This window comes from Aeromonas sp. OTU364, assembly GCF_038440395.1.
Classification (GTDB): Bacteria; Pseudomonadota; Gammaproteobacteria; order Enterobacterales; family Aeromonadaceae; genus Aeromonas.
Map to the genome: position 1 here is coordinate 69,207 of NZ_JASATR010000020.1, position 19,682 is coordinate 88,888.

At 62.3% G+C, this 19,682-nt stretch carries 18 protein-coding genes and 4 tRNA genes; 9 read left to right on the forward strand and 13 right to left on the reverse strand.

Annotation, left to right across the window (positions count from 1 at the left end; genetic code table 11):
• Positions 1–69 precede the first annotated feature (69 nt).
• The gene (locus AAHB08_RS17715) at positions 70–264 is read right to left on the reverse strand and encodes a heavy-metal-associated domain-containing protein (protein WP_342059655.1); all 195 of its coding nucleotides are present in this window, start codon (positions 262–264) and stop codon (positions 70–72) included.
• 236 nt (positions 265–500) lie between these two features.
• Positions 501–1,451: an AEC family transporter gene (locus tag AAHB08_RS17720; RefSeq protein WP_342059656.1), complete on the reverse strand. Its 951-nt coding sequence runs from the start codon at positions 1,449–1,451 to the stop codon at positions 501–503.
• A gap of 135 nt (positions 1,452–1,586) precedes the next feature.
• Between AAHB08_RS17720 and treR the strand changes: the two genes are divergently transcribed.
• From treR to AAHB08_RS17740, 4 genes are all read left to right on the forward strand, one after another.
• Positions 1,587–2,534 (forward strand): trehalose operon repressor TreR, encoded by a 948-nt coding sequence (gene treR / locus AAHB08_RS17725; RefSeq protein WP_342059657.1) that lies wholly within the window; start codon positions 1,587–1,589, stop codon positions 2,532–2,534.
• A gap of 187 nt (positions 2,535–2,721) precedes the next feature.
• On the forward strand, positions 2,722–4,152 hold the full coding sequence (gene treB / locus AAHB08_RS17730) for a PTS trehalose transporter subunit IIBC (protein ID WP_342059658.1): 1,431 nt from the start codon (positions 2,722–2,724) through the stop codon (positions 4,150–4,152).
• Positions 4,153–4,235: 83 nt separating this feature from the next.
• Complete coding sequence (treC, locus tag AAHB08_RS17735) at positions 4,236–5,900, forward strand: alpha,alpha-phosphotrehalase (RefSeq protein ID WP_342059659.1); 1,665 nt, start codon at positions 4,236–4,238, stop codon at positions 5,898–5,900.
• A complete protein-coding gene (locus AAHB08_RS17740; RefSeq protein ID WP_342059660.1) occupies positions 5,900–6,520 on the forward strand; it encodes a sugar O-acetyltransferase in 621 nt (206 codons plus the stop codon). The genes treC and AAHB08_RS17740 overlap by 1 nt, the downstream gene beginning before the upstream one ends.
• Before the next feature lie 92 nt (positions 6,521–6,612).
• On the opposite strand, the gene AAHB08_RS17745 is transcribed toward AAHB08_RS17740, so the two are convergent.
• Positions 6,613–7,071 carry an Lrp/AsnC family transcriptional regulator gene (locus AAHB08_RS17745; RefSeq protein WP_342059661.1) on the reverse strand — a complete coding sequence of 153 codons (459 nt, stop codon included), beginning with the start codon at positions 7,069–7,071 and terminating at the stop codon, positions 6,613–6,615.
• 105 nt (positions 7,072–7,176) lie between these two features.
• Here AAHB08_RS17745 and AAHB08_RS17750 point away from each other — a divergent pair, with 105 nt between their 5' ends.
• Both AAHB08_RS17750 and AAHB08_RS17755 read left to right on the forward strand, forming a co-directional pair.
• Complete coding sequence (locus AAHB08_RS17750; protein ID WP_342059662.1) at positions 7,177–8,043, forward strand: EamA family transporter; 867 nt, start codon at positions 7,177–7,179, stop codon at positions 8,041–8,043.
• Positions 8,044–8,401: 358 nt separating this feature from the next.
• Entirely contained in the window at positions 8,402–8,734 is a 333-nt protein-coding gene (locus tag AAHB08_RS17755; protein ID WP_342059663.1) for a hypothetical protein, read from the forward strand.
• Between the two features lie 120 nt (positions 8,735–8,854).
• Here the strand turns inward: AAHB08_RS17755 and AAHB08_RS17760 are convergent, their stop codons facing one another.
• The 8 genes from AAHB08_RS17760 to plsY form a co-directional block, all read right to left on the reverse strand.
• Positions 8,855–9,454, reverse strand: a complete 600-nt coding sequence (locus AAHB08_RS17760) for a Yip1 family protein (protein ID WP_106885681.1) — start codon at positions 9,452–9,454, stop codon at positions 8,855–8,857.
• A gap of 239 nt (positions 9,455–9,693) precedes the next feature.
• The gene (locus AAHB08_RS17765) at positions 9,694–11,037 is read right to left on the reverse strand and encodes a potassium channel family protein (RefSeq protein ID WP_342059664.1); all 1,344 of its coding nucleotides are present in this window, start codon (positions 11,035–11,037) and stop codon (positions 9,694–9,696) included.
• Between the two features lie 324 nt (positions 11,038–11,361).
• Positions 11,362–12,381: an OmpA family protein gene (locus AAHB08_RS17770; RefSeq protein WP_202047316.1), complete on the reverse strand. Its 1,020-nt coding sequence runs from the start codon at positions 12,379–12,381 to the stop codon at positions 11,362–11,364.
• A gap of 254 nt (positions 12,382–12,635) precedes the next feature.
• Positions 12,636–12,711: transfer RNA gene (locus AAHB08_RS17775), tRNA-Asn, on the reverse strand.
• A 45-nt stretch (positions 12,712–12,756) separates the two neighbouring features.
• Positions 12,757–12,832: transfer RNA gene (locus tag AAHB08_RS17780), tRNA-Phe, on the reverse strand.
• 3 nt (positions 12,833–12,835) lie between these two features.
• Positions 12,836–12,911 (reverse strand) — tRNA-Thr (locus tag AAHB08_RS17785).
• A gap of 50 nt (positions 12,912–12,961) precedes the next feature.
• A tRNA-Phe gene (locus AAHB08_RS17790) sits at positions 12,962–13,037 on the reverse strand.
• Between the two features lie 47 nt (positions 13,038–13,084).
• Positions 13,085–13,747: a glycerol-3-phosphate 1-O-acyltransferase PlsY gene (plsY, locus tag AAHB08_RS17795; protein WP_139439591.1), complete on the reverse strand. Its 663-nt coding sequence runs from the start codon at positions 13,745–13,747 to the stop codon at positions 13,085–13,087.
• A gap of 171 nt (positions 13,748–13,918) precedes the next feature.
• On the opposite strand from plsY, the gene folB reads away from it, so the two are divergent.
• The 3 genes from folB (at position 13,919) to AAHB08_RS17810 (ending at position 16,891) form a co-directional block, all read left to right on the forward strand.
• On the forward strand, positions 13,919–14,290 hold the full coding sequence (folB, locus tag AAHB08_RS17800) for a dihydroneopterin aldolase (RefSeq protein WP_202047317.1): 372 nt from the start codon (positions 13,919–13,921) through the stop codon (positions 14,288–14,290).
• A 52-nt stretch (positions 14,291–14,342) separates the two neighbouring features.
• Positions 14,343–14,861, forward strand: coding sequence for a 2-amino-4-hydroxy-6-hydroxymethyldihydropteridine diphosphokinase (gene folK, locus AAHB08_RS17805; RefSeq protein ID WP_342059665.1), 519 nt, complete (start codon positions 14,343–14,345; stop codon positions 14,859–14,861).
• Between the two features lie 194 nt (positions 14,862–15,055).
• Entirely contained in the window at positions 15,056–16,891 is a 1,836-nt protein-coding gene (locus tag AAHB08_RS17810) for a methyl-accepting chemotaxis protein (RefSeq protein ID WP_342059666.1), read from the forward strand.
• A 63-nt stretch (positions 16,892–16,954) separates the two neighbouring features.
• Here the strand turns inward: AAHB08_RS17810 and mdtD are convergent, their stop codons facing one another.
• Positions 16,955–18,373, reverse strand: coding sequence for a multidrug transporter subunit MdtD (gene mdtD / locus AAHB08_RS17815; protein WP_265435668.1), 1,419 nt, complete (start codon positions 18,371–18,373; stop codon positions 16,955–16,957).
• 61 nt (positions 18,374–18,434) lie between these two features.
• On the reverse strand, positions 18,435–19,562 hold the full coding sequence (locus AAHB08_RS17820; RefSeq protein WP_319917296.1) for a CobW family GTP-binding protein: 1,128 nt from the start codon (positions 19,560–19,562) through the stop codon (positions 18,435–18,437).
• Positions 19,563–19,682 lie beyond the last annotated feature (120 nt).

Below are 19,682 nucleotides of genomic sequence, written 5' to 3' on the forward strand. Positions count from 1 at the left end.
GTGATCACTCTCAACAATAAAAACAAGCAAACAGAATATTGGTCTGATTTTTACCCATATAGGGATAAATCACTCCGCACTAAATCCCCTTGCTTCGATCAGCGCGATCAACTCGTCCCTGCTCAGCTCGCTCTCGATGACGGCCTTGCGGCTGCCAAAATCGACCCGAGCCTGGCTGACGGCACTTTGGGCCAGCAGCGCCTTCTGCAGGCTGGCGGCGCAGCCACCGCAGGACATGCCGGAGACGGTGAGTTCTATGGTCATGGGATATCTCCTCTGTGGATATGTCCCCAGCCTAAAGCTGACGCCCGCGGCAAGGTCAAGCCCTGGCAACGCGGCCCGTCTTGGCTAACACCTCACCCCATCTATCCCAGGTAGTTCATCAGGGCAGCCCCCAGTCAGACGGCTGGTGACCAGCGAGCCGGGGGCGTGGCGAGGAGGGATGATATTAACCGCCAATTTGCGCTCCATGACTGGGACCATCACATCCCGATAACACCTTACCCCATCAGTCCCAAATAGTTCATCAGGGCGGCCCCCAGGCTGGTGGTGACGAGCGAACCCAGGGTAGTGGTGGCGATGATGTTCGCCGCCAGGGCGCTGTCGCCCCCCATGGCGCGGGTCATCACATAGCTGGCGGCGGCGGTCGGGGTGGAGCTGATGAGGAACAGGATGCCGAGGGCCTGGGGAGTGAAGCCGAGCGCCCAGGCCCCCAGCACCAGCAGCACGGGAATGCAGAACAGGCGGTTGGCGGTGGCCCAGCCGGTCAGCATGGCGCCGCCGCGCAGGGCCTTGAGGTTGAGGCTGGCACCGGTACAGAGCAGCGCCAGCGGCAGTGTCATGCTGGCGAAGTAGTTGCCGGTAGTGATCACCAGCTGGGGAAGTTCTATGCCGAGCAGTCCGAACGGCAGGGCCGCCAGTATGGCGATGATGAGGGGGTTTCTGACGATTCCCTTGAGGATGGGCTTGATCCCTTTTCCGCCCCCCAGGCTGCGGGTCAGGGTGATCACGGCGAGGATGTTGTAGAGCACTGTGATGGAGCCCACCAGCAGGGCGGCGGCACCTATGCCCTCGGAACCATAGGCGTTCTGCACATAGGCCAGCCCCATGATCCCCATGTTGCCGCGAAAGCTGCCCTGCACGAAGATGCCCCGCAGTTTCTGCTCGCTGATGAAGCGGGCCGCCAGCAGCTCCAGCACCAGAAAACCGGCCAGGGTGCCGAGCAGGCCGTAGAGGATGAGCCAGGGGCTCGGCATGGTGGAAAAATCGGTGCGCACCATGCTGAGAAACAAGAGGGCTGGCAGGGTGACCTGGAACACCAGGCGAGAGGCGGACTCGACGAAGCTGTCGGGCAAGAGACCCAGCCGCTTGAGCCAGATGCCGAGTACCAGCACCAGACAGATGGGGCCAGTGATGGAGAGGGAGAAGTGCAGACTTGCCAACAGATCCATGATGCGCGTCCTGTGCAATGGCGGAGGCTCCGCCTGGGCAAAAGGGCATTCTAACGCCATGGGCTTGTATTCACAGGAGTTAATCACAACAATGTCTGCATCCCGGTTGCCGCCCTCCCCTGTCACGGATCCCACATGGAAAAGAAACTGACCATCCTCGATATCGCTCGCCTCAGCGGGGTCGGCAAGTCGACCGTCTCCCGGGTGCTCAATCAGGATCCCAGGGTCAACGCCCAGACCAGGGCCAGGGTCGAGGCGGTGATCGCCGAGCACGGCTTCGTGCCGAGCAAGTCGGCGCGGGCCATGCGCAATCAGAGCCAGCAGGTGGTCGGCATAGTGGTGTCGCGCCTCGACTCCAGCTCGGAGAACCAGGCGGTGCGCGGCATGCTGGAGACCCTCTACCAGCGTGGCTACGACGCCGTGCTGATGGAGAGCAAGTTCTCCCCCGCCAAGGTGAGCGAGCACCTGGCCGTGCTGGAGCGGCGCGGGGTGGACGGCATCATACTGTTTGCCTTCAACGATCTGGACTACGCCGCCATGGCGCCGCTCAGGGAGAAACTGGTGCTGATGGCCCGCGAGCGTCCCGGCTTCTCGTCGGTCTGCTTCGACGATGACGGCGCGGTGCGCGCCGTGCTCGCACACCTCGGGGAGCGCGGCCTGACAGAGGTCGCCTATCTGGGGGTCGAACGCAGCGACCTCACCACGGGGCTGCGCCGGCATCAGGCCTACCTCGACTACTGCCGGGAGCAGGGACTCACGCCCCGCAGCGCCCTCGGGGATCTCGGCCTGCAAAGCGGCTACCGACTGGCAGCCGAGCTGGTCACCCCCGGCACCCAGGCCATGGTCTGCGCCAGCGACACCCTGGCCATAGGCGCCGCCAAGTACCTGCAGGAGCTGGGGCGCACCGACATCCTGGTGAGCGGCCTCGGCAGCAATCCCATGCTCACCTTCCTGTTTGCCAACACCCTCAGCCTGGATTTCGGCTACAAGGATGCCGGCATTCTGGCCGCCAGACAGCTGCTCGATCAGATTGAAGAGGGGCAGCCCCCCAGAGCCACCATAGCCCCCTGTCAGCCCCTGTAGTCTATCTTTTCCTCTCATTACCGGCGTTTTGCACTTTTTGTGACCACCGCCACGAATTGGGAACGTTCCCATTGCTGATGTCTGCCACTGGCTTCATGCTGATTGGGAACGATACCAATAAGCGGGCGGTCATTGGCCAGCCGGCAAAGAAACGACCATTATTCATGGAGTCACAGAGGGAAGGCTCATGTCAAAAGTCAACACACAGCATCTGGCACAGCTGATCGAACGGATCGGCGGCAAGGAGAACATCACCACCGTCAGCCACTGCCTGACCCGGCTCAGGTTCGTGCTGGCCGATCCGGCCAAGGCCGATCCCAAGGCCATCGAGACCATCCCCTCGGTGAAGGGGAGCTTCACCCAGGGCGGCCAGTTCCAGGTGGTGATCGGCAACGAGGTGGATCAGTGGTACAAGGCGCTCACCGAGGAGATCGGGGTGAGCGGCGCCAGCAAGGATGCCGCCAAACAGGCGGCCCGCCACAACATGAATCCGCTGGAGCGCGGCATCTCCCACCTGGCGGAGATCTTCGTGCCCCTGCTGCCCGCCATCATCACCGGCGGCCTGATCCTGGGCTTTCGCAACGTCATCGGCGACATCAAGATGTTCGACGACGGGACCCATACCCTCACCGAGATCAGCCAGTTCTGGGCCCAGGTGCACGCCTTCCTCTGGCTGCTGGGTGAGGCCATCTTCCACTTCCTGCCGGTGGGCGTCTGCTGGTCTGCGGTGAAGAAGATGGGGGGATCCGAGATCCTCGGCATAGTGCTGGGCATCACCCTGGTGTCGCCGCAACTGATGAACGCCTACGGCATCGGTCAGCAGACCCCGGAAGTGTGGGACTTCGGCCTCTTCGTCATCCAGAAGGTGGGCTATCAGGCTCAGGTCATTCCGGCCCTGCTGGCGGGTGTCTTCCTCGCCTGGGTGGAAACCAGCCTCAAGCGCATCATTCCGGCCTATCTCTACCTGGTGATAGTGCCCTTCATCTCCCTGCTGCTGGCGGTGATAGTGGCCCACGCCTTCATCGGCCCCTTCGGTCGCTGGATTGGCGAAGGCGTCGGCTTTGCCGCCAAGGCCGCCATGACGGGGTCGTTTGCTCCCATAGGCGCCGCCCTGTTCGGCTTCCTCTATGCGCCCCTGGTCATCACCGGCATCCACCACACCACCAACGCGGTGGATCTGCAGCTGATGCAGAGCATGGGGGGCACCCCCATCTGGCCGCTGATCGCCCTCTCCAATATCGCCCAGGCCTCGGCGGTCGTCGGTATCATCCTTATCAGCCGCAAGGAGAACGAGCGGGAGATCTCGGTCCCGGCCGCCATCTCCGCCTACCTCGGGGTGACCGAGCCGGCCATGTACGGCATCAACCTCAAGTACAAGTTCCCCATGCTATGCGCCATGGTGGGCTCCAGCCTCGCGGCCCTCATCTGCGGCTTCAGCGGCGTGATGGCCAACGGCATCGGTGTGGGTGGCCTGCCAGGCATCCTCTCCATCCAGCCGCAATACTGGGGCATCTACGCCGTCGCCATGCTGGTGGCCATAGTGGTGCCCGTGGTGCTGACCCTGCTGGTCTACAAGCGCCAGCAGGCGGCCGGCAAGCTGGATCTGGCCACGGTCTGATCCACACAATATCGGCGGAGCCCAGGCTCCGCCCTTTTTCGTTGCCCTGTTCCAACCAGTTTCAACCAATGAGCGAACCAACCATGACACAGACACCCTGGTGGCAAAGCGCCGTGATTTACCAGATCTACCCCAAGAGCTTTCAGGACTCCGGCGCCCGTGGCACCGGTGATCTCAAGGGGATCATGGCCCGCCTCGATTATCTCAAGACTCTCGGCGTCGATGCCCTCTGGCTGACCCCTGTCTACGTCTCCCCCCAGGTGGACAACGGCTACGACATCGCCGACTACCTGGCCGTCGATCCCGCCTACGGCACCATGGCCGACTTCGAGGCGCTGCTGGCCGCCGCCCACGAGCGCAACATCCGCATCGTGATGGACATCGTCGTCAACCACACCTCCACCGAGCACGCCTGGTTCAAGTCGGCGCTGGGGGATAAAAACAGCCCCTACCGCGACTACTACATCTGGAAAGACCCGGTAGAGGGCGGTGTGCCCAACAACTGGCAATCCAAGTTTGGCGGCAGCGCCTGGGAGCTGGACCCGGCCACCGGCCAGTACTACCTGCACCTGTTTGCCCGCGAGCAGGCGGATCTCAACTGGGAAAACCCTTTGGTTCGCGCCGAGGTGAAAAAGATCATCCACTTCTGGGCGAAGAAGGGGGTCGACGGTTTCCGTCTCGACGTCATCAACCTCATCTCCAAGGATCAGGCGTTCCCGAACGACGAGATAGGTGATGGCCGCCGCTTCTACACCGACGGGCCGCGCATCCACGAATTCCTGCAGGACATAAGCCGAGACGTCTTCGCCCCCGTGGGGGCCATGACGGTGGGGGAGATGTCCTCCACCAGTCTCGAGCACTGCCAGCGCTATGGTGCGCTGGACGGCTCAGAGCTCTCCATGGTGTTCAACTTCCACCATCTGAAGGTGGATTACCCCAATGGCGACAAGTGGACCAAGGCGCCGTTCGATTTCCTCGAACTCAAGCGCATCTTCAACCACTGGCAGAGCGGCATGCATGGCAAGGGGTGGTCGGCACTGTTCTGGTGCAACCACGATCAGCCGCGCATCGTCTCCCGCTTCGGCGACGAGGGCGAACATCGGGTGGTCGCCGCCAAGATGCTGGCCAGCACGCTGCACGGGTTGCAGGGCACCCCCTACATCTATCAGGGGGAGGAGATCGGCATGACCAACCCCGGCTATCAGCGCATCGACGACTATCAGGATGTGGAGAGCCGCAACATCTTCGCCATCAAGCAGGCGGAGGGGATGAGCGAGGCCGAGATCCTCGCCATTCTGGGGGCCAAGTCCCGTGACAACTCCCGAACCCCGATGCAGTGGAGCGCCGCCCCCAACGCGGGCTTCACCCAGGGTTCGCCCTGGCTCAAGCCTGCCGCCAACTACCCCGAGATCAACGCCGAGGCGGCGCTGGCCGACCAGCACTCGGTGTTCTGGCACTACCGTGATCTCATCGCCCTTCGCAAGGCATATCCCATCTTCACCCAGGGGGATTATCAGGAGCTGCTGGCGGGGCACGCCCGGATCTGGGCTTATGCCCGCCGCGCCAACGGCCAGACCCTGCTGGTGGTGAGCAACTTCTACGGCGAGCCGGTGGAGTTTGCGCTGCCTGCCGAGCTGCAAACCGGCGAAGGCCGCCTGCTGCTTGGCAACTACCAAGGCAGCCCGGCCCGCCCGCAATCCTGCGAGCTGCGTCCTTATGAATCCCTGATCTGGTTGATGGAGCAATGATGGCCGAGACAATCACAGTGCAGAGGGCAGCCGAGCGTTGCCCCGAATGGCAGAAGATGGTGGCGGGGGAACCCTATGATGCGGGCCACCCCGAGCTGAAAGCGGCCCGCGAGCGCTGCCGCAGGCTCTATCACGGCTTCAACACCCGCTGGCAAGAGAAGCCGGAGCGGGATGCCCTGCTCCATGAGCTGCTCGGCGGCCGCGGTGCCCAGTGCGCCATCACGCCCCCCTTCTTCTGCGACTATGGCGCGAACATCTTCGTGGGGGAGAACTTCTACGCCAACATGGGCTGCACCATCCTCGATGTGTGCGAGGTACACATAGGCGACAACGTGCTGCTGGCCCCCGGGGTGCAGATCTACACCGCAGCCCATCCGGTGGCGGTGGCGCCTCGGGTGGCCGGGGTCGAGTTCGGCAAGCCGGTGCGCATCGGCAACAACGTCTGGATTGGGGGCAGCACCGTCATCTGCCCAGGCGTCACCATAGGTGACAACAGCGTCATCGGGGCAGGGTCCGTGGTCACCAGAGACATTCCGGCAGGCGTGGTCGCTGTGGGCAACCCCTGCAAGGTGCTGCGCCCCATGACGGCGCAGGAGCTGGCGGCCGGGGAACCCGGCTGACACAGAGGGGCAGGTAGTATCTGCCCCTTTTAGTTTTCCTGACGACCCCTTGGCGCTCCCTTGATTCCGTCAAGGCAACGACCCCCCCTTTCTCACCCGGGCAGCAAGGCGCCGCAACGCTTGTGCTGCCCCATGACCACCAGGGTCTTGAAGCTGCGCACCTGCTCCCTGGCATGGAGCACCCGCCGGGTGAACTGCTCGTAGCTCTGCATGTCTCGCGCGGCGACCTGCAGCACGAAGTCCTGCTCACCCGTCACGTACCAGAGATCCATCACCTCGGGTTCCCGCTGCAGGCTGACGATCATCTCATCGACGATGCGGCCGTGATCCCGCTCCAGGGTCACCAGCACCAGCATGGTGATGGGCCAGCCCATGGTCGCCGGCGCCACCAGCGCCACCTCCCGCTCGATGAGACCCGCCTCCCGCAGCGCCCGGACGCGGCGGTAACAGGCGGGCGCCGAGAGGCCGACCCTGTGGGCCAGCTCGGGAATGGGCAGACGGGCATCCTGCTGCAGCTCGGCGAGGATGAGCAGGTCAAATTTGTCGGTCATGGGGCTCATTAGATAAAAATTATCGTGTAAGGCCAGTATTAGACCGAAATTACGGCGGCCTCCAGATATATTTTCTTGCTTCTACCCAACTCAGGTTTGAACAAGATGCAGCCAAACAGCCCCGCCCTCTCCTCCCTGCTGGCCGTCCTGCTCGCCATGCTGTCGATCACCCTGGGGGCCTCACTGGCCAAGTCGCTGTTTCCCCTGCTGGGAGCCGCCGGCACCACGTTGTTCCGGCTGGGGTGCGCCGCCCTCCTCCTCTCCCTGGTGTTTCGCATCTGGCGTGCCCCCCTCGACAGGCGCACCCTGCTGGGGGCCATCCCTTACGGACTCTCCCTTGGGGCCATGAACCTGCTCTTCTATCTGGCCATCGAGCGCATCCCCCTCGGCGTGGCGCTGGCCATCGAGTTTATCGGCCCGTTGACGGTGGCGCTGCTCAACTCCCGCCACCGGGCAGACTTCATCTGGCTGGCGCTGGCCATCGCCGGGCTGCTGCTGCTCTTGCCCCTGCGGGAGGCCGAGCAGGCCATAGATCCTCTGGGGGCCGCCCTGGCTCTCGGGGCCGGCGTGTTCTGGGGGCTCTATATGCTGACCGGCAAGCGGGCAGGTGCCTTGCTGGGGGCCCAGGCGCCGGCCCTTGGCATGTGGGTGGGCACCCTGCTGGTGCTGCCCTTCGGGCTGGAGGGCGCGAGCGAGGCCTCGTTCGCCTTCCCCGTGATCCTGGCCATCGTCGGGGTGGGGCTGCTCTCGAGCGCCATCCCCTACTCTCTCGAGATGTTTGCCCTGCGCCGGTTGCCGCTCAAGAGCTACGGCATCCTGACCAGCGGCGAACCCGCCATGGGCGCCCTGATGGGGTTGCTGTTGCTGGGGGAGCAACTGCCCCCGTCCCAGTGGCTGGGAATAGCCGCCATCATAGCCGCATCGATGGGCACCACCTGGCATGGGGGACGACGACGCACCGACCCGTCCTGATCCCCCCAACAGAGACGATGGCTGGCCTCATTGCGGCAACGGTCCTGCAGGCCGCTGACGGGAGCGGCTCGGACGCGGGTAGACCTGAGTGGCAGATCCCTCATATCTTGTTCATGTTTTTTGAACATCTAGACCAGTTAATCTCGCTAACAACCAAGGGATGACCTGTTTACCATTCACTCATCGCTTAGGCAGGATCGCCAAGCGGCCAAATAACCAGTTGTTCAAGGCTGTAATACCCGAAACAGGGTGTCTGATGTCAGTAAAAGAACTACATAGTATTTGAATAACCTCTTGCAAGGATGCATTGATGCGGGCCTCTCCGGCCTTGCCAATGACATAAAAACCAAGAGAGTGAATGAAGATGAAAAATGTAATCAAGATGCTGGCCGTCGCAGGCCTGATGAGTGCCGGTGTTGCCCAGGCTGCCGTTCCCGCCGACTTCAATGCCACCCCGGGTGTGCTGTTCGTGAACTGGCATCCCAGCGCTGCCATGGCCGGCAAGAGCAACCCCATGCTGGAGGTGCGCGACGAATCCGGTGACCTGGTAGCCTCCGTCCACGCCAACCTGATGGGCACCCAGCAGGTGCAACTCCCGAGCCGCGCCCAGGGCAACCTGACAGTGAGCCTGGGGGATCAGAGCAGCGACTACCGCATCCCCTTTGGCATCGGCAGCGGCAACCCGCGCTGATCTTCGCAACCGACGCCTTCACTCCATCCGGTTGCCAGGACCCGGCCAGAAAGGGTGAGTGAGCCCCATGACAAAGGCGCCATAGAGGCGCCCTTGTCGTTTCTGCCGGTTCGTCAGCGGCTAATGGGTAAACACGGGTCCAAAACCGGATCCCCACAGAATGGCCGTGGCCGCCAGCACGCAGACCAGCAGCACCAGACCGACGGTGACCACGGAGCTGGCATAGATGAACCCCTGCTCCTTGGGAATGTGCATCAGGATAGGCACCCCCACATAGAGCAGGTACACCGAGTAGCTGAGCCCGATGAGGCCTATGATCATCATGAACCAGAGGTGCGGGAAGAAGGCGGAAAAACCGACCATGAACAGCGGCGTGGAGGTGTAGGCCGCGAGTTCGAGCGACGTCGTGTAGCTGGGATCCGAACCGAAGGTATGGCCCATCCAATGCACCAGATAGGAGAGCGCGAGGACGCCTATGATGAGCGTCACGTACATGGCTATCGACAGCATGAGGGCGCTGTTCGCGGTCAGGGTGATGGGCTCACCGACGCCAATGCTCCAACCTATGTGCACGGCGGAGTAATAGGCACAGATGGGCGGGATAAGGGCCACGATCAGGATATGAGTCAGACTGTTTCGGAAACTGTCATGCCTCTCGTCTATGGTATGCCATTCGGTGTGAGGATGCGCATACAATCCCCATAAGTGATTCAATATCATAGCGTTATTCCTTCTCTGCTTCGATTGTGGACTGATCGATACCGCTCTCGCTCCCCTGTTTTCTTCTCGTGCAACACTAGGCGCACCATCCATCGCAAGCGCGACCCATGACTCTAAATAAAGTCGCTCCACTGCCGGTGCGTCAAGGAAGAACGGCATCCCCGCCGTGCTGGCGGATCCTGGCGGCTGGTCAGTCCCTGGCGGCAGGGCTAGTGGTGTCACCGCCGCCAGCGCTATCGTCAGTACTGCTTGGTCTTTGAAGCAAAGCCGGCGAGGAAGAGGCCGGTCAGAAACATGCCGCAGAACGCCTCTATGGCCGACAACAACTGGAGGGGAGAGGAGGTCTGGGAGATATCGCCGTAACCCAGGGTCACGAAGGTCACTATGCTGAAGTAGAGGGAGCGCCCCAGGTGACCATGGGTCACGGACTCCGGCGCTAGGAAGTAGGTCAGGGTCGCCAGCAGTATGACCCCCATCGACATCAGCAGGCTTCTTATCGGCCGCTCGCCAAATCCCCAGGTGATGAAGCTGACAAACTTGCTGGCACACTTGAGGTAGCACAGCAGGGAGAGCCACCCCTTCGTCATCAGGCCGCTGCGCAGCCAGCGCTCCCTGAACAGCTCCCTCGGACTTGCCAGGGATTTCATCTCGTGCAGCTTCTCCTTGTAATAGCACTCGCCGGCATCGACGGTGTCCCCCACGCTGGAGAAGATGCGTTTGGCATTGCGGTACAGCTTGCTGGCCTCGTTGTTATCGATCCGGCCATTCTCGTTGTAGACCACCTGCACCTTGTCCAGATTGGTGTGCTCCATGGTGGCATCGAAGTTCTTGGCACTGACGTTGAAATTTTTCAGCACGGCCCGGGAGGCGTGGAAACGGATCTCCTCGCACTCTATGGTGAAGTCCTGAAACACGCCATCCTCCAGCGCCAGCTCCCGTTTCTTGGCCCAGGCCCTGTGATCCCACAGCAGGGAATCGAACAGATCGAGGCCGATCACCCCGCCGTTGACCCTCACCCCCTTGGCCGAGCAGTGCCACAGATAGACCTTGGAGTTGTTGACGGCACCGTCCAGCGAAAGCTCGTCCAGGCAGGTAAAGTCCAGCAGCCGGCCGGAGATGATGGGACTCTTGAGCTCGACGCCGCCGATGTTGAGCAGGCGATGCTTGCCCAGCACCTGGGCCTCCCCCTTGTTGTTCTCGGAGACGGAGAGCAGGCTCTGCGCCCGCTTCACCTCGGCTTTGCCATGCCTGGCGGCCAGCCACATGGCATAGGGCTCGAAGCGCGTCTCGGAGCGGACAAGGCCGCTCTTGCGCAGGGACTCCAGCGCGCTAGAGGCGCTCTCATAGAGCCTTATCTTGTCGTCGCTCATGTAGACGCAGAGGCTGAGCACGGATCGCGAGCTGATGAAGCGGGCGATGCCGATCTGGAAGATGACGCTTTTCTCCATTTTCTGCTCTGTCATCCAGTCGTCGAAATGGGGCAGCGAGGCCACCAGCAACTCCCAGATCAATGGATAGTCATTCTCCCGCCGCCACTCGTTGAATTGTTCGGGAGAAAGCTGCCACAGCTCGGTCGCATTCATAGATTACCTCGATCATGGTTTTGTCCCGCCCAGGGTTGCCAAGGGAGGGGATCAGGTGCCTGCACGCCCAAAGAGAGATGCCAGTTCGCAGAAAGCGGGGGCACAGGCCGGTCACGCCATCATACTAGCCGAGAGGATGGCTGTAACTCACTGACAGGAAAGGTATAAGAGGCGGGGTACGACAGATTGTCGCGAAGCTGAAGAGGGATAAGGCACCAGGGTCGCCATGCCAGGCGGTTTCGTCCGTCCTAAAGGCGGGAGCCCGGACAAGCAAGAGGGGATGCCATGGCATCCCCTCTTCAGATCAGCTGAGCTGACGTCAGCTTATTGCTGCACTTCCTGCACGCCGGAGACGCGGACTTCGACGCGACGATCCGGTGCCAGGCAGGAGATCAGCTCGTTCTTGCCCTTGACGCCGTCACACTGGGTGCCGGTGACAGGGTCAGCTTCACCGCGACCTTCGATGGCGATCTTGCTGGTGGCCAGGCCCTGGCTCACCAGGAAGTCGGCCACGGTGCGGGCACGGGCTTCGGAGAGCTGCTGGTTCTGGGCATCGGAACCGATGCGGTCGGTGTAACCCACGACGATGGCGCTGCCATCCTTCGGCTGGAATTCAACGATCTGCTTGTACAGACCGCTCAGGGCTTCCACCCCTTCCGGCTTCAGATCTGCCTTGCCAAAGGCAAACAGCACGTCTGAGTTCAGGGAAAAGTTCTTCTCGACCATCACAGGAGCCGCCTCTGCCACGACAGGAGCAGCAACAGGCTCAACGTAGGAGGTGCGGAACGGATGATATACGGCTTCCAGCGTCGCCACGCTCTGGTTGGACTTGTACTGCTCACCGGTGTAGGTGGTCAGATCGGCCACGTCCCACATGTAGCGGTAGCGCGCCTGCAGATCCAGGGCATCGTTCAGCTTGTAGGTCAGACCGACGCCAGCCATCGGCGACACGCGGGAATCAGTCACCCCAAAGCCATGCGTATGGGACCAGTAGGCACCCGCTTCACCGAACAGGGAGAAGTCCTCACCCAACGGCAGACGGGCGATACCGGACAGGGTGGCGCCCTGGTTTTCGTAGGTGTTGTTGTGGATGCCGCTATTGGTATTGCCACGGCCAGCGTACTGGTAACCCAGTTCGGCACCGAACGTCTCGTTGAAGTTGTAACCCATGAAGAGGTTACCGGTGAACGCGTCTTCGGTACCACTGTCAACGCCTTCTACCTTGTTCAGACCGTTGAAGTGAGCGGCACCGACACCGGCACCAAAGTAGATGTCGTCACTTGCGTGAGCAACCGTGCCAGCCAATGCCAATGCAATCCATACAGGTGTCAGTCTTAAGTTCATCACAGCCTCGTCGATACTAGTTGCGGGCTTGCAGCCCTTGTTCTATATGAGCACCATTGTAACGACCAGTTCTTGTACAGGAGCTTAAGCAACGAGACCATTTATGATGCATTGACCGCCTGTTTTGAATGCACTTTCAGCTTTCCGTTAAGCCATTGCGGCCAACATCCTGGCGAGCACATCCCGATGTGCGGTGATACGCATGCGAGACTATAAAAAAAGACCCCTGTCTTGCGACAGGGGTCTTTTTGAATTGGCTCCTCCTACTGGACTTGAACCAGTGACATACGGATTAACAGTCCGCCGTTCTACCGACTGAACTAAGGAGGAATTGTACTTCGGAGACCAGATATCGCTATCTCATCATCCTTTATTTGGTGCCCAGAGACGGAATCGAACCGCCGACACGGGGATTTTCAATCCCCTGCTCTACCGACTGAGCTATCTGGGCAAATGGTGCCGGCTACCGGAATCGAACTGGTGACCTACTGATTACAAGTCAGTTGCTCTACCTACTGAGCTAAGCCGGCACACTTAAACTATTGTGCATGAACAAATTTTTCTTTCATGGCACCAAATATGGTGCCCAGAGACGGAATCGAACCGCCGACACGGGGATTTTCAATCCCCTGCTCTACCGACTGAGCTATCTGGGCGTGGGCGCTATTAAACGGATTTTAAGGCGGGTGGTCAACGGGAAATTTCACTTTTCGTCTCGTTCGTCTCTTTTTTGCGCAGCATCACTCGTTTTTATCACTTCTGTGGGGGAAGCCGTGCCTCGGCGGCCCCAGAGTCGGGATTCCTCGCCCCTGAGCAGGCGGGTGATGTTCTCGTGATGGCGCACCAGGATGAGACAGGAGAGCAGAGAGACCGGCAGGGTATATTCCGGCTTGAGCAGGTAGGTAAAGAGCGGGGTCAGCAGCACTGTAATGATGGAGGCCAGCGACGAGTAGCCGCTCACCAGCAGCACCAGCAGCCAGGTGGCGATCGCCGCCCCCCCCATGGCAAAGCCGATGGGCAGCATGGTGCCGAGCGCAGTGGCGACGCCCTTGCCCCCCCGGAAGTGGAAGAAGATGGGGTACATGTGACCCAGGCAGGCTGCGACGCCGATGAACCCCAGGTAGACGGGCTTGATCTGCAGATACCAGGCGAGGTAGACGGGAGCCATGCCCTTGAGCACGTCGAGCAACAGGACGATCAGCGCGGCCATCCGGCCACCGAGGCGCAGCACATTGGTCGCCCCCGGGTTGTGGGAGCCATGGTCGCGGGGATCCGGCAGACCCGTGAGGCGGGAAACCAGCACGGCGCTGGACAGCGAGCCGCCCAGATAGGCCAGAATAATCATCAAAATCGTCAGGGCCGTCATCTTGGTCGTTTTTACCACGATATGAATGGGGTATGATGCGGGCCACATTCTCTGGTCTGGGCTTGCCCGAAAGCCTGTCGCCCAAACCGGCCGCCAGCGGCAATCGGCTTGCCAGGCCTGCATCCCTGCGCTGTTTTCACAGCCCATCAAGAGTAAAGAAGAAGTACTGTCATGGACAAGGTGTTTATTCGCGGACTCGAGGTTTTGACCACCATAGGGGTATATGAGTGGGAGAAAGGCATTCGCCAGAAGCTCTGTTTCGATCTCGAGATGGGATTCGACAACCGACCCGCCGCCGCAACCGACGATATCAATCTGGCACTGGATTACGCCACCCTCTCCCGCAAGATCTGTGATCACGCCCAGAGCAAGGTCGTCGAGCTGGTCGAAACCATGGCCGAGCAGGTGGCCGCCCTGGTGCTGGCCGACCAGCGGGTGCAGTGGGTCAAGGTGACCCTGACCAAGCCGGGTGCCGTGCCCAATGCCGCCGGAGTCGGGGTCGAGATCCTGCGCCACCGCACCCCGGCCGCGAGCGCCTGCTGATGACCCGCATCTATATCAGCCTCGGCTCGAACCAGATAACAGGGAGCGCTGCATGACCCGTATCTACATCAGCCTGGGTTCCAATATCGAGCGGGAGCGCCATATCCGGGCCGGCCTCGATGCCCTGCATGCCGAGTTTGGCGAGTTGCAGGTTTCCCGGGTGTTCGAGAGCGAGGCGGTGGGCTTCAATGGCCGCCCCTTCTACAACCTGGTGGTGGGGGCAGACACCGACTTGCCCCTCGCAACCCTGTGCCAGCGGCTGCGGGCCATGGAGTTCGCCCACGGCCGCGAGCCCGATGCCAAGAAGTTTGCCCCCCGCACTCTGGATCTCGATCTGCTGCTCTATGGGGATCTGGTTTGCGACTCCCCCCTGGTACTGCCCCGTGGCGAGATCCTCACCAACGCCTTCGTGCTCTGGCCGCTGGCGGAGCTGGCCCCCGGCCTGCGCCATCCCACCGATGGCCGCCCCCTGGGAGAGCTGTGGCAAGGCTATGACAAGGCCTCCCAGCGCCTCGACCCCATCCCCTTCCACTGGACGCCGAGCGGCGTCCTGGCCGATATCCAGGCCTGATCGCGCCCGCCCCCTTCCGCCCCCCCCACCGCCGGTTCGGGGGCGACGCCAGACTATTTCGCTATATGACAGTGTGATGACAGAACCCATCGAATCCATATCGCGAAGCCGGCAGAATAAAACGCTAAAGCCACCTTCAGGATATATCTTCAGCGCCGATACGCTAGCCATCTCCCTTGCCCCTTGAGGTCGTCGTGAACGTCAAACAGAAACTTGTGTTATCCGCCATCCTGGTGGCCGGGATCCAGGCCGTCGTCATGGGGGTCATGTTTTACTTCTCGGGGCAGGAGTCGCGCAGCAACGCCGAGATGCTGCAGGCCAAGCAGGTGGAGGCCGACCTCGTTGCCCTCACCCTGCAGGAGAGAGAGTTCCTGTTGAGCCGGGACCCCGCTGCCGCCACCGCCTTCATTACCCAGAGTGACCAGGCCAGCCAGCTGCTCGCCGAGATGGCAAGAGACCATGGGGGCACGCAGCAGGCCGACATCCTGGCCTTTGCCAGCCAGCTCAAGGAGTACAGCCGCCAGTTCGAGACCCTGCGCGCCCAGCAGGAGAAAATAGGGCTCACCCCTACCAGCGGCCATTACGGCGCCCTGCGTCAGGCCATCCATGCCATGGAGCAGGAACTCAAGGCCCGGGGCCAGCAGCAGGAGAGCCTGCTGATGCTGCAACTGCGCCGGGACGAGAAGGACTTCATGCTGCGCCGTGACATCAGCTATCGTGCCAAGTTCGAAAAGAACCTGGCCCCCCTGGCCCTGGCTCTCGCCGGTGAACCGGCCCTCGCTGCCCTGCTGGAGCGCTACCGCCAGAACTTCCTTGCCCTGGTCACAGAGGAGCAACGCCTGGGTCTGAGTGCCAGCGAGGGGCTGAGGGGCGAGCTCAATCGCAGCGCCGAGCAGATGCGCCAGGCGGGCATGACCCTGACCCAGGCCCTGACCCGGGAGGCCGACGCCACCCATGATCGCACCCTCAGGGTCATGGTCCTGCTCTGCATCCTCGGCATACTGGCCGCCCTCGGCCTCAACCTGCTGATCGGCCGCGACGTCATGACCGGCCTGCAGCGGCTGGCGGACACCATGCGTCGGGTCACCGCCAGCAGCGATCTCACCCTGCGCGCCCGCATCGGCTCCAGGGACGAATTTGGCGCCATGGGCCGCGACTTCGACACCATGCTGGAGCACTTCAACCAGGTCATAGGCCAGGTCGTCTCCTCGGTCACGGACCTGGAACGCCTCACCGCCCAATTGCAGCACAACGCCAACGCCGCCCAGGAGGGCACCCAGCAGCAGTTGCAGGAGAGCGATCTGGTTGCCACCGCCGCCACCGAGATGGAGAGCACTGTGCAGGAGATCGCCAGCAACACGGAGAGCGCCGCCGAAAGTGCTCGCACCACCAACCTGAGCGCCCAGCAGGGTCGGGAGAGCGTGGAGACAACGATGGCGGTGATCCATTCCCTCTCCGCCAAGCTGGAAGCCTCGGGCCAGGAGGTGATCGCCCTGGCCGAGGAGAGCCGTCAGGTGGGCAATGTGCTGGCGGTGATCCAGGCCATCGCCGAGCAGACCAACCTGCTGGCCCTCAACGCAGCCATCGAGGCCGCCAGAGCCGGCGAGCAAGGACGAGGTTTCGCCGTGGTTGCCGATGAGGTGCGCAACCTGGCCATGCGTACCCAGCAGAGCACCAGCGAGATTGCCGCCATCGTCTCCGGCTTGCAGGCCCGTACCCAGAGCGTGGTCACCCTGATCGGCGAGTGCCGCACCCAGGGGGAACGCAGCGTCGAGGCCGCCGGAGAGGCAAGCACCCAGCTCGCCAACATCACCCGTCAGATGGACCAGATGATGGACATGAGCACCCAGATAGCCACGGCGGTCGAAGAGCAGAGCTCGGTGGCGAGTGAAATCAATCGCAATGCCGTGGTGATCCGCGACATCGCCAACGACGCCCTGACCCAGGCCGAGCAGAACAGCCGCGCCAGCCGGAACGTGGCCGAACAGGCGAGCCTGCTCCACCGGGCTGTCGATCAGTTCAGGGTCTGATACCCCAATGAGAGAGGGCGGCCAGGGCCGCCCTCTCTCATTGCCGCGCCATCCCTGTGGTCATCAGAGCGGACCCTGGCGCCGTCTCTCCTTGACATCATCTCTGGCCAGCTGGGCGAAGATCAGGGCCGCCAGCATGGACATCAGACCTATGCACAGATAGGTGAGGTGGAAGCCGCCGAGCCAGCGTTCGCTCGCCTGTGCCGGCTGTCCGGCGGAGAAGAGCCCGAGCAGGCTGGCGGCGATGGCCACCCCCAGGCTCATGGAGAGCTGCATCACCACAGAGAGCAGGCCGTTGCCGCTGCTGGCGTGCTCGGCACTCAAATCCTGCAGCGTGAGCGTATTCATGGCGGAGAACTGCAGCGAGTTGATGGCACCGAAGACCGCCAGCCAGACCAGCAGCACCCAGTGCGGCACCTGGTTGTCGATGAAGTAGAAGCTGGCAATCATCACCCCCAGCGCCAGGGTATTGCCGATCAGGATGCGGCGATAGCCGATGCGCGGAATCAACTTGTTCACCAGCGTCTTGGTGAGCATGGCGCCGATCACCGTGGGGATCATGGTCATGCCCGCCTTGCTCGGTGAGAAGCCCAGTCCCAATTGCAGGAAGAGCGGCGTGAGGAAGGGCATGGCGCCGCTGCCGAGGCGGGCGAACAAGTTGCCCCAGATGCCGATGGCGAAGGTGGTGGTCTTGAACAGCGCCAGGCTGAAGAGCGGCTGCGCCACTGTGGCGGCATAGAGCCAGTAGCTCGCCATGGCGGCCAGACCGAACAGCAGCGCAAACAGGGCCCAGCCGGTGGAGATGCTGTGCTCCCCCAGCCCCTGCAAGCCCACCGACACCAGCACCATGCCGACGCTGAACAGCACGAATCCCTGCCAGTCGAACCTGGCGGTGTGCTGGCGCAGATCGGGCATGAAGTACCAGCTCGCGATGAAGCCGAGCACCCCCACCGGCAGGTTGATGAGGAAGACCCAGTGCCAGCTCGCCACCTCCACCAGCCAGCCCCCGAGCGCCGGGCCCATGAGGGGCCCCAGCAGACCAGGGATGGTGACGAAGGACATCACTCGCAGCAGCTCGTGCTTGCTGTATACCCGCAGCACCGCAAGGCGCCCTATGGGCATCAGCAAGGCGCCGCCCACCCCTTGCAGCACCCGGGCGGCGACCAGCATGGGCAGGGTATTGGCGGCCGCACAGGCGAGGGACCCCAGGGTGAACAGCAGTATGGCGGCCAGGTAGACGCGGCGGGTGCCGAATCGGTCCGCCAGCCAGCCGGAGGCGGGAATGAGCAGGGCCACCGTCAGCATGTAGGCGATGATCACCGACTGCATCTGCAGCGGGCTCTCCCCCAGGGCCTCGGCCATGCTGGGCAGGGCGGTGTTGAGTATGGTGCCATCCAGCGTCTGCATGAAGAAGCCGACCGCGGTCAGCCAGGGTAGCCACTTGCGTTGGGCGGGGGTCACCAGGTGAGTGCTGTCAGGCATGAGTCTTTGTCTCCTCAACAGATAAGAAAAGACCCGCACGGGCGCGGGTCATATCAGCATATCAGGCATCCGGCTGGCCAAGCATGGCTCTGAGCTGCTCTTCCAGACTGGGCTCAGGGGCCCTGAGGGTCTCCATGAAGAGTCGCTCTATCCCCGCCTTGTCCTGGCTCTTCACGATGAACACCAGCCGGGACTGGGCCTTGCCCTCCGGCCACTCCCCCAGGGCCTGCAACGGATAGAGCTGGCCGTGCACTCCGTGGATCACCACGGGCTGGCTCTCGCCCTCCAGCTGCAAGATCCCCTTGAGCCGCAGCAGGGCGTCGCCATACTGCCCCTGCACCGCATCGATGGCGGCCAGCAGGCGGGACGGCTTGAGCGGCTCGCCGATGCGTAGGGAGAAGCTCTCTATGTTGCCATGCTCGAAATGGGTCGGTGCGGCCGTGCCCACCTTGGCGGCAAACGGCTGCATCCTGGGTTGCATGGGGGAAGCCAGCCCCTGTTTCGGGGACTCGGTGCGCAGCCAGGCCAGTAGCTGGCGCACGTCGCGCCCCGCCGCCTCGTTGTAGGCGCCGAGCTTCTCCAGCACGGCGGGTGAGAGCACGCCGTTGCTGACCCGCTGGATGGGGGCCGCCGGGTTGAGGGAGGCCAGCTGCGCCTCCACCCGAATAAGCGTCTCTTCCTCCACCAGGTCCCCCTTGCTCACCACCAGCAGATCCGCCAGGGCCACCTGCTTGACCGCCTCGTATTGCTGGCCGAGCTGCTGCTCGATATGGCCGGCATCCACCACTGTCACTGTGCCGTCGAAACGGTAGCGCTGGGCGATGAAGCCCTCCTCCTTGAGGGTAAAGAGCACGGGCGCGGGATCCGCCAGGCCAGTGGTCTCGATGATGAGCCGCTTGAAGGGTTTTATCTTGCGCTGGATCGCCTTCATAAAGAGTCCCTGCAGCGCCTCCACCAGGGAGCCCTGCACCGAGCAGCAGATGCAGCCGGAATCGAGCAGCACCACCTGTTCGTCCACCTGCTGTACTAGGTGATGATCCAGCCCCACAGAGCCGAACTCGTTGATGAGCACGGCGCACTCGCCGAGCTCCGGCTGCTTGACCCAGTGGTTGAGCAAGGTGGTCTTGCCGCTGCCGAGGAAGCCGGTCAGCAGGGTTACGGGGATTCTGGTGTCTTGCGGGTCTGTCATGTCACATCCTTAGCGCCTGTCGTCATGGGGCCTGAAGAGGCCATCTCTTCCCCTCATCCCCAACCCTTCTCCCACCCGGGGAGAAGGGAGCAAAAAATATCGCCCCTATCCAAGAGGATG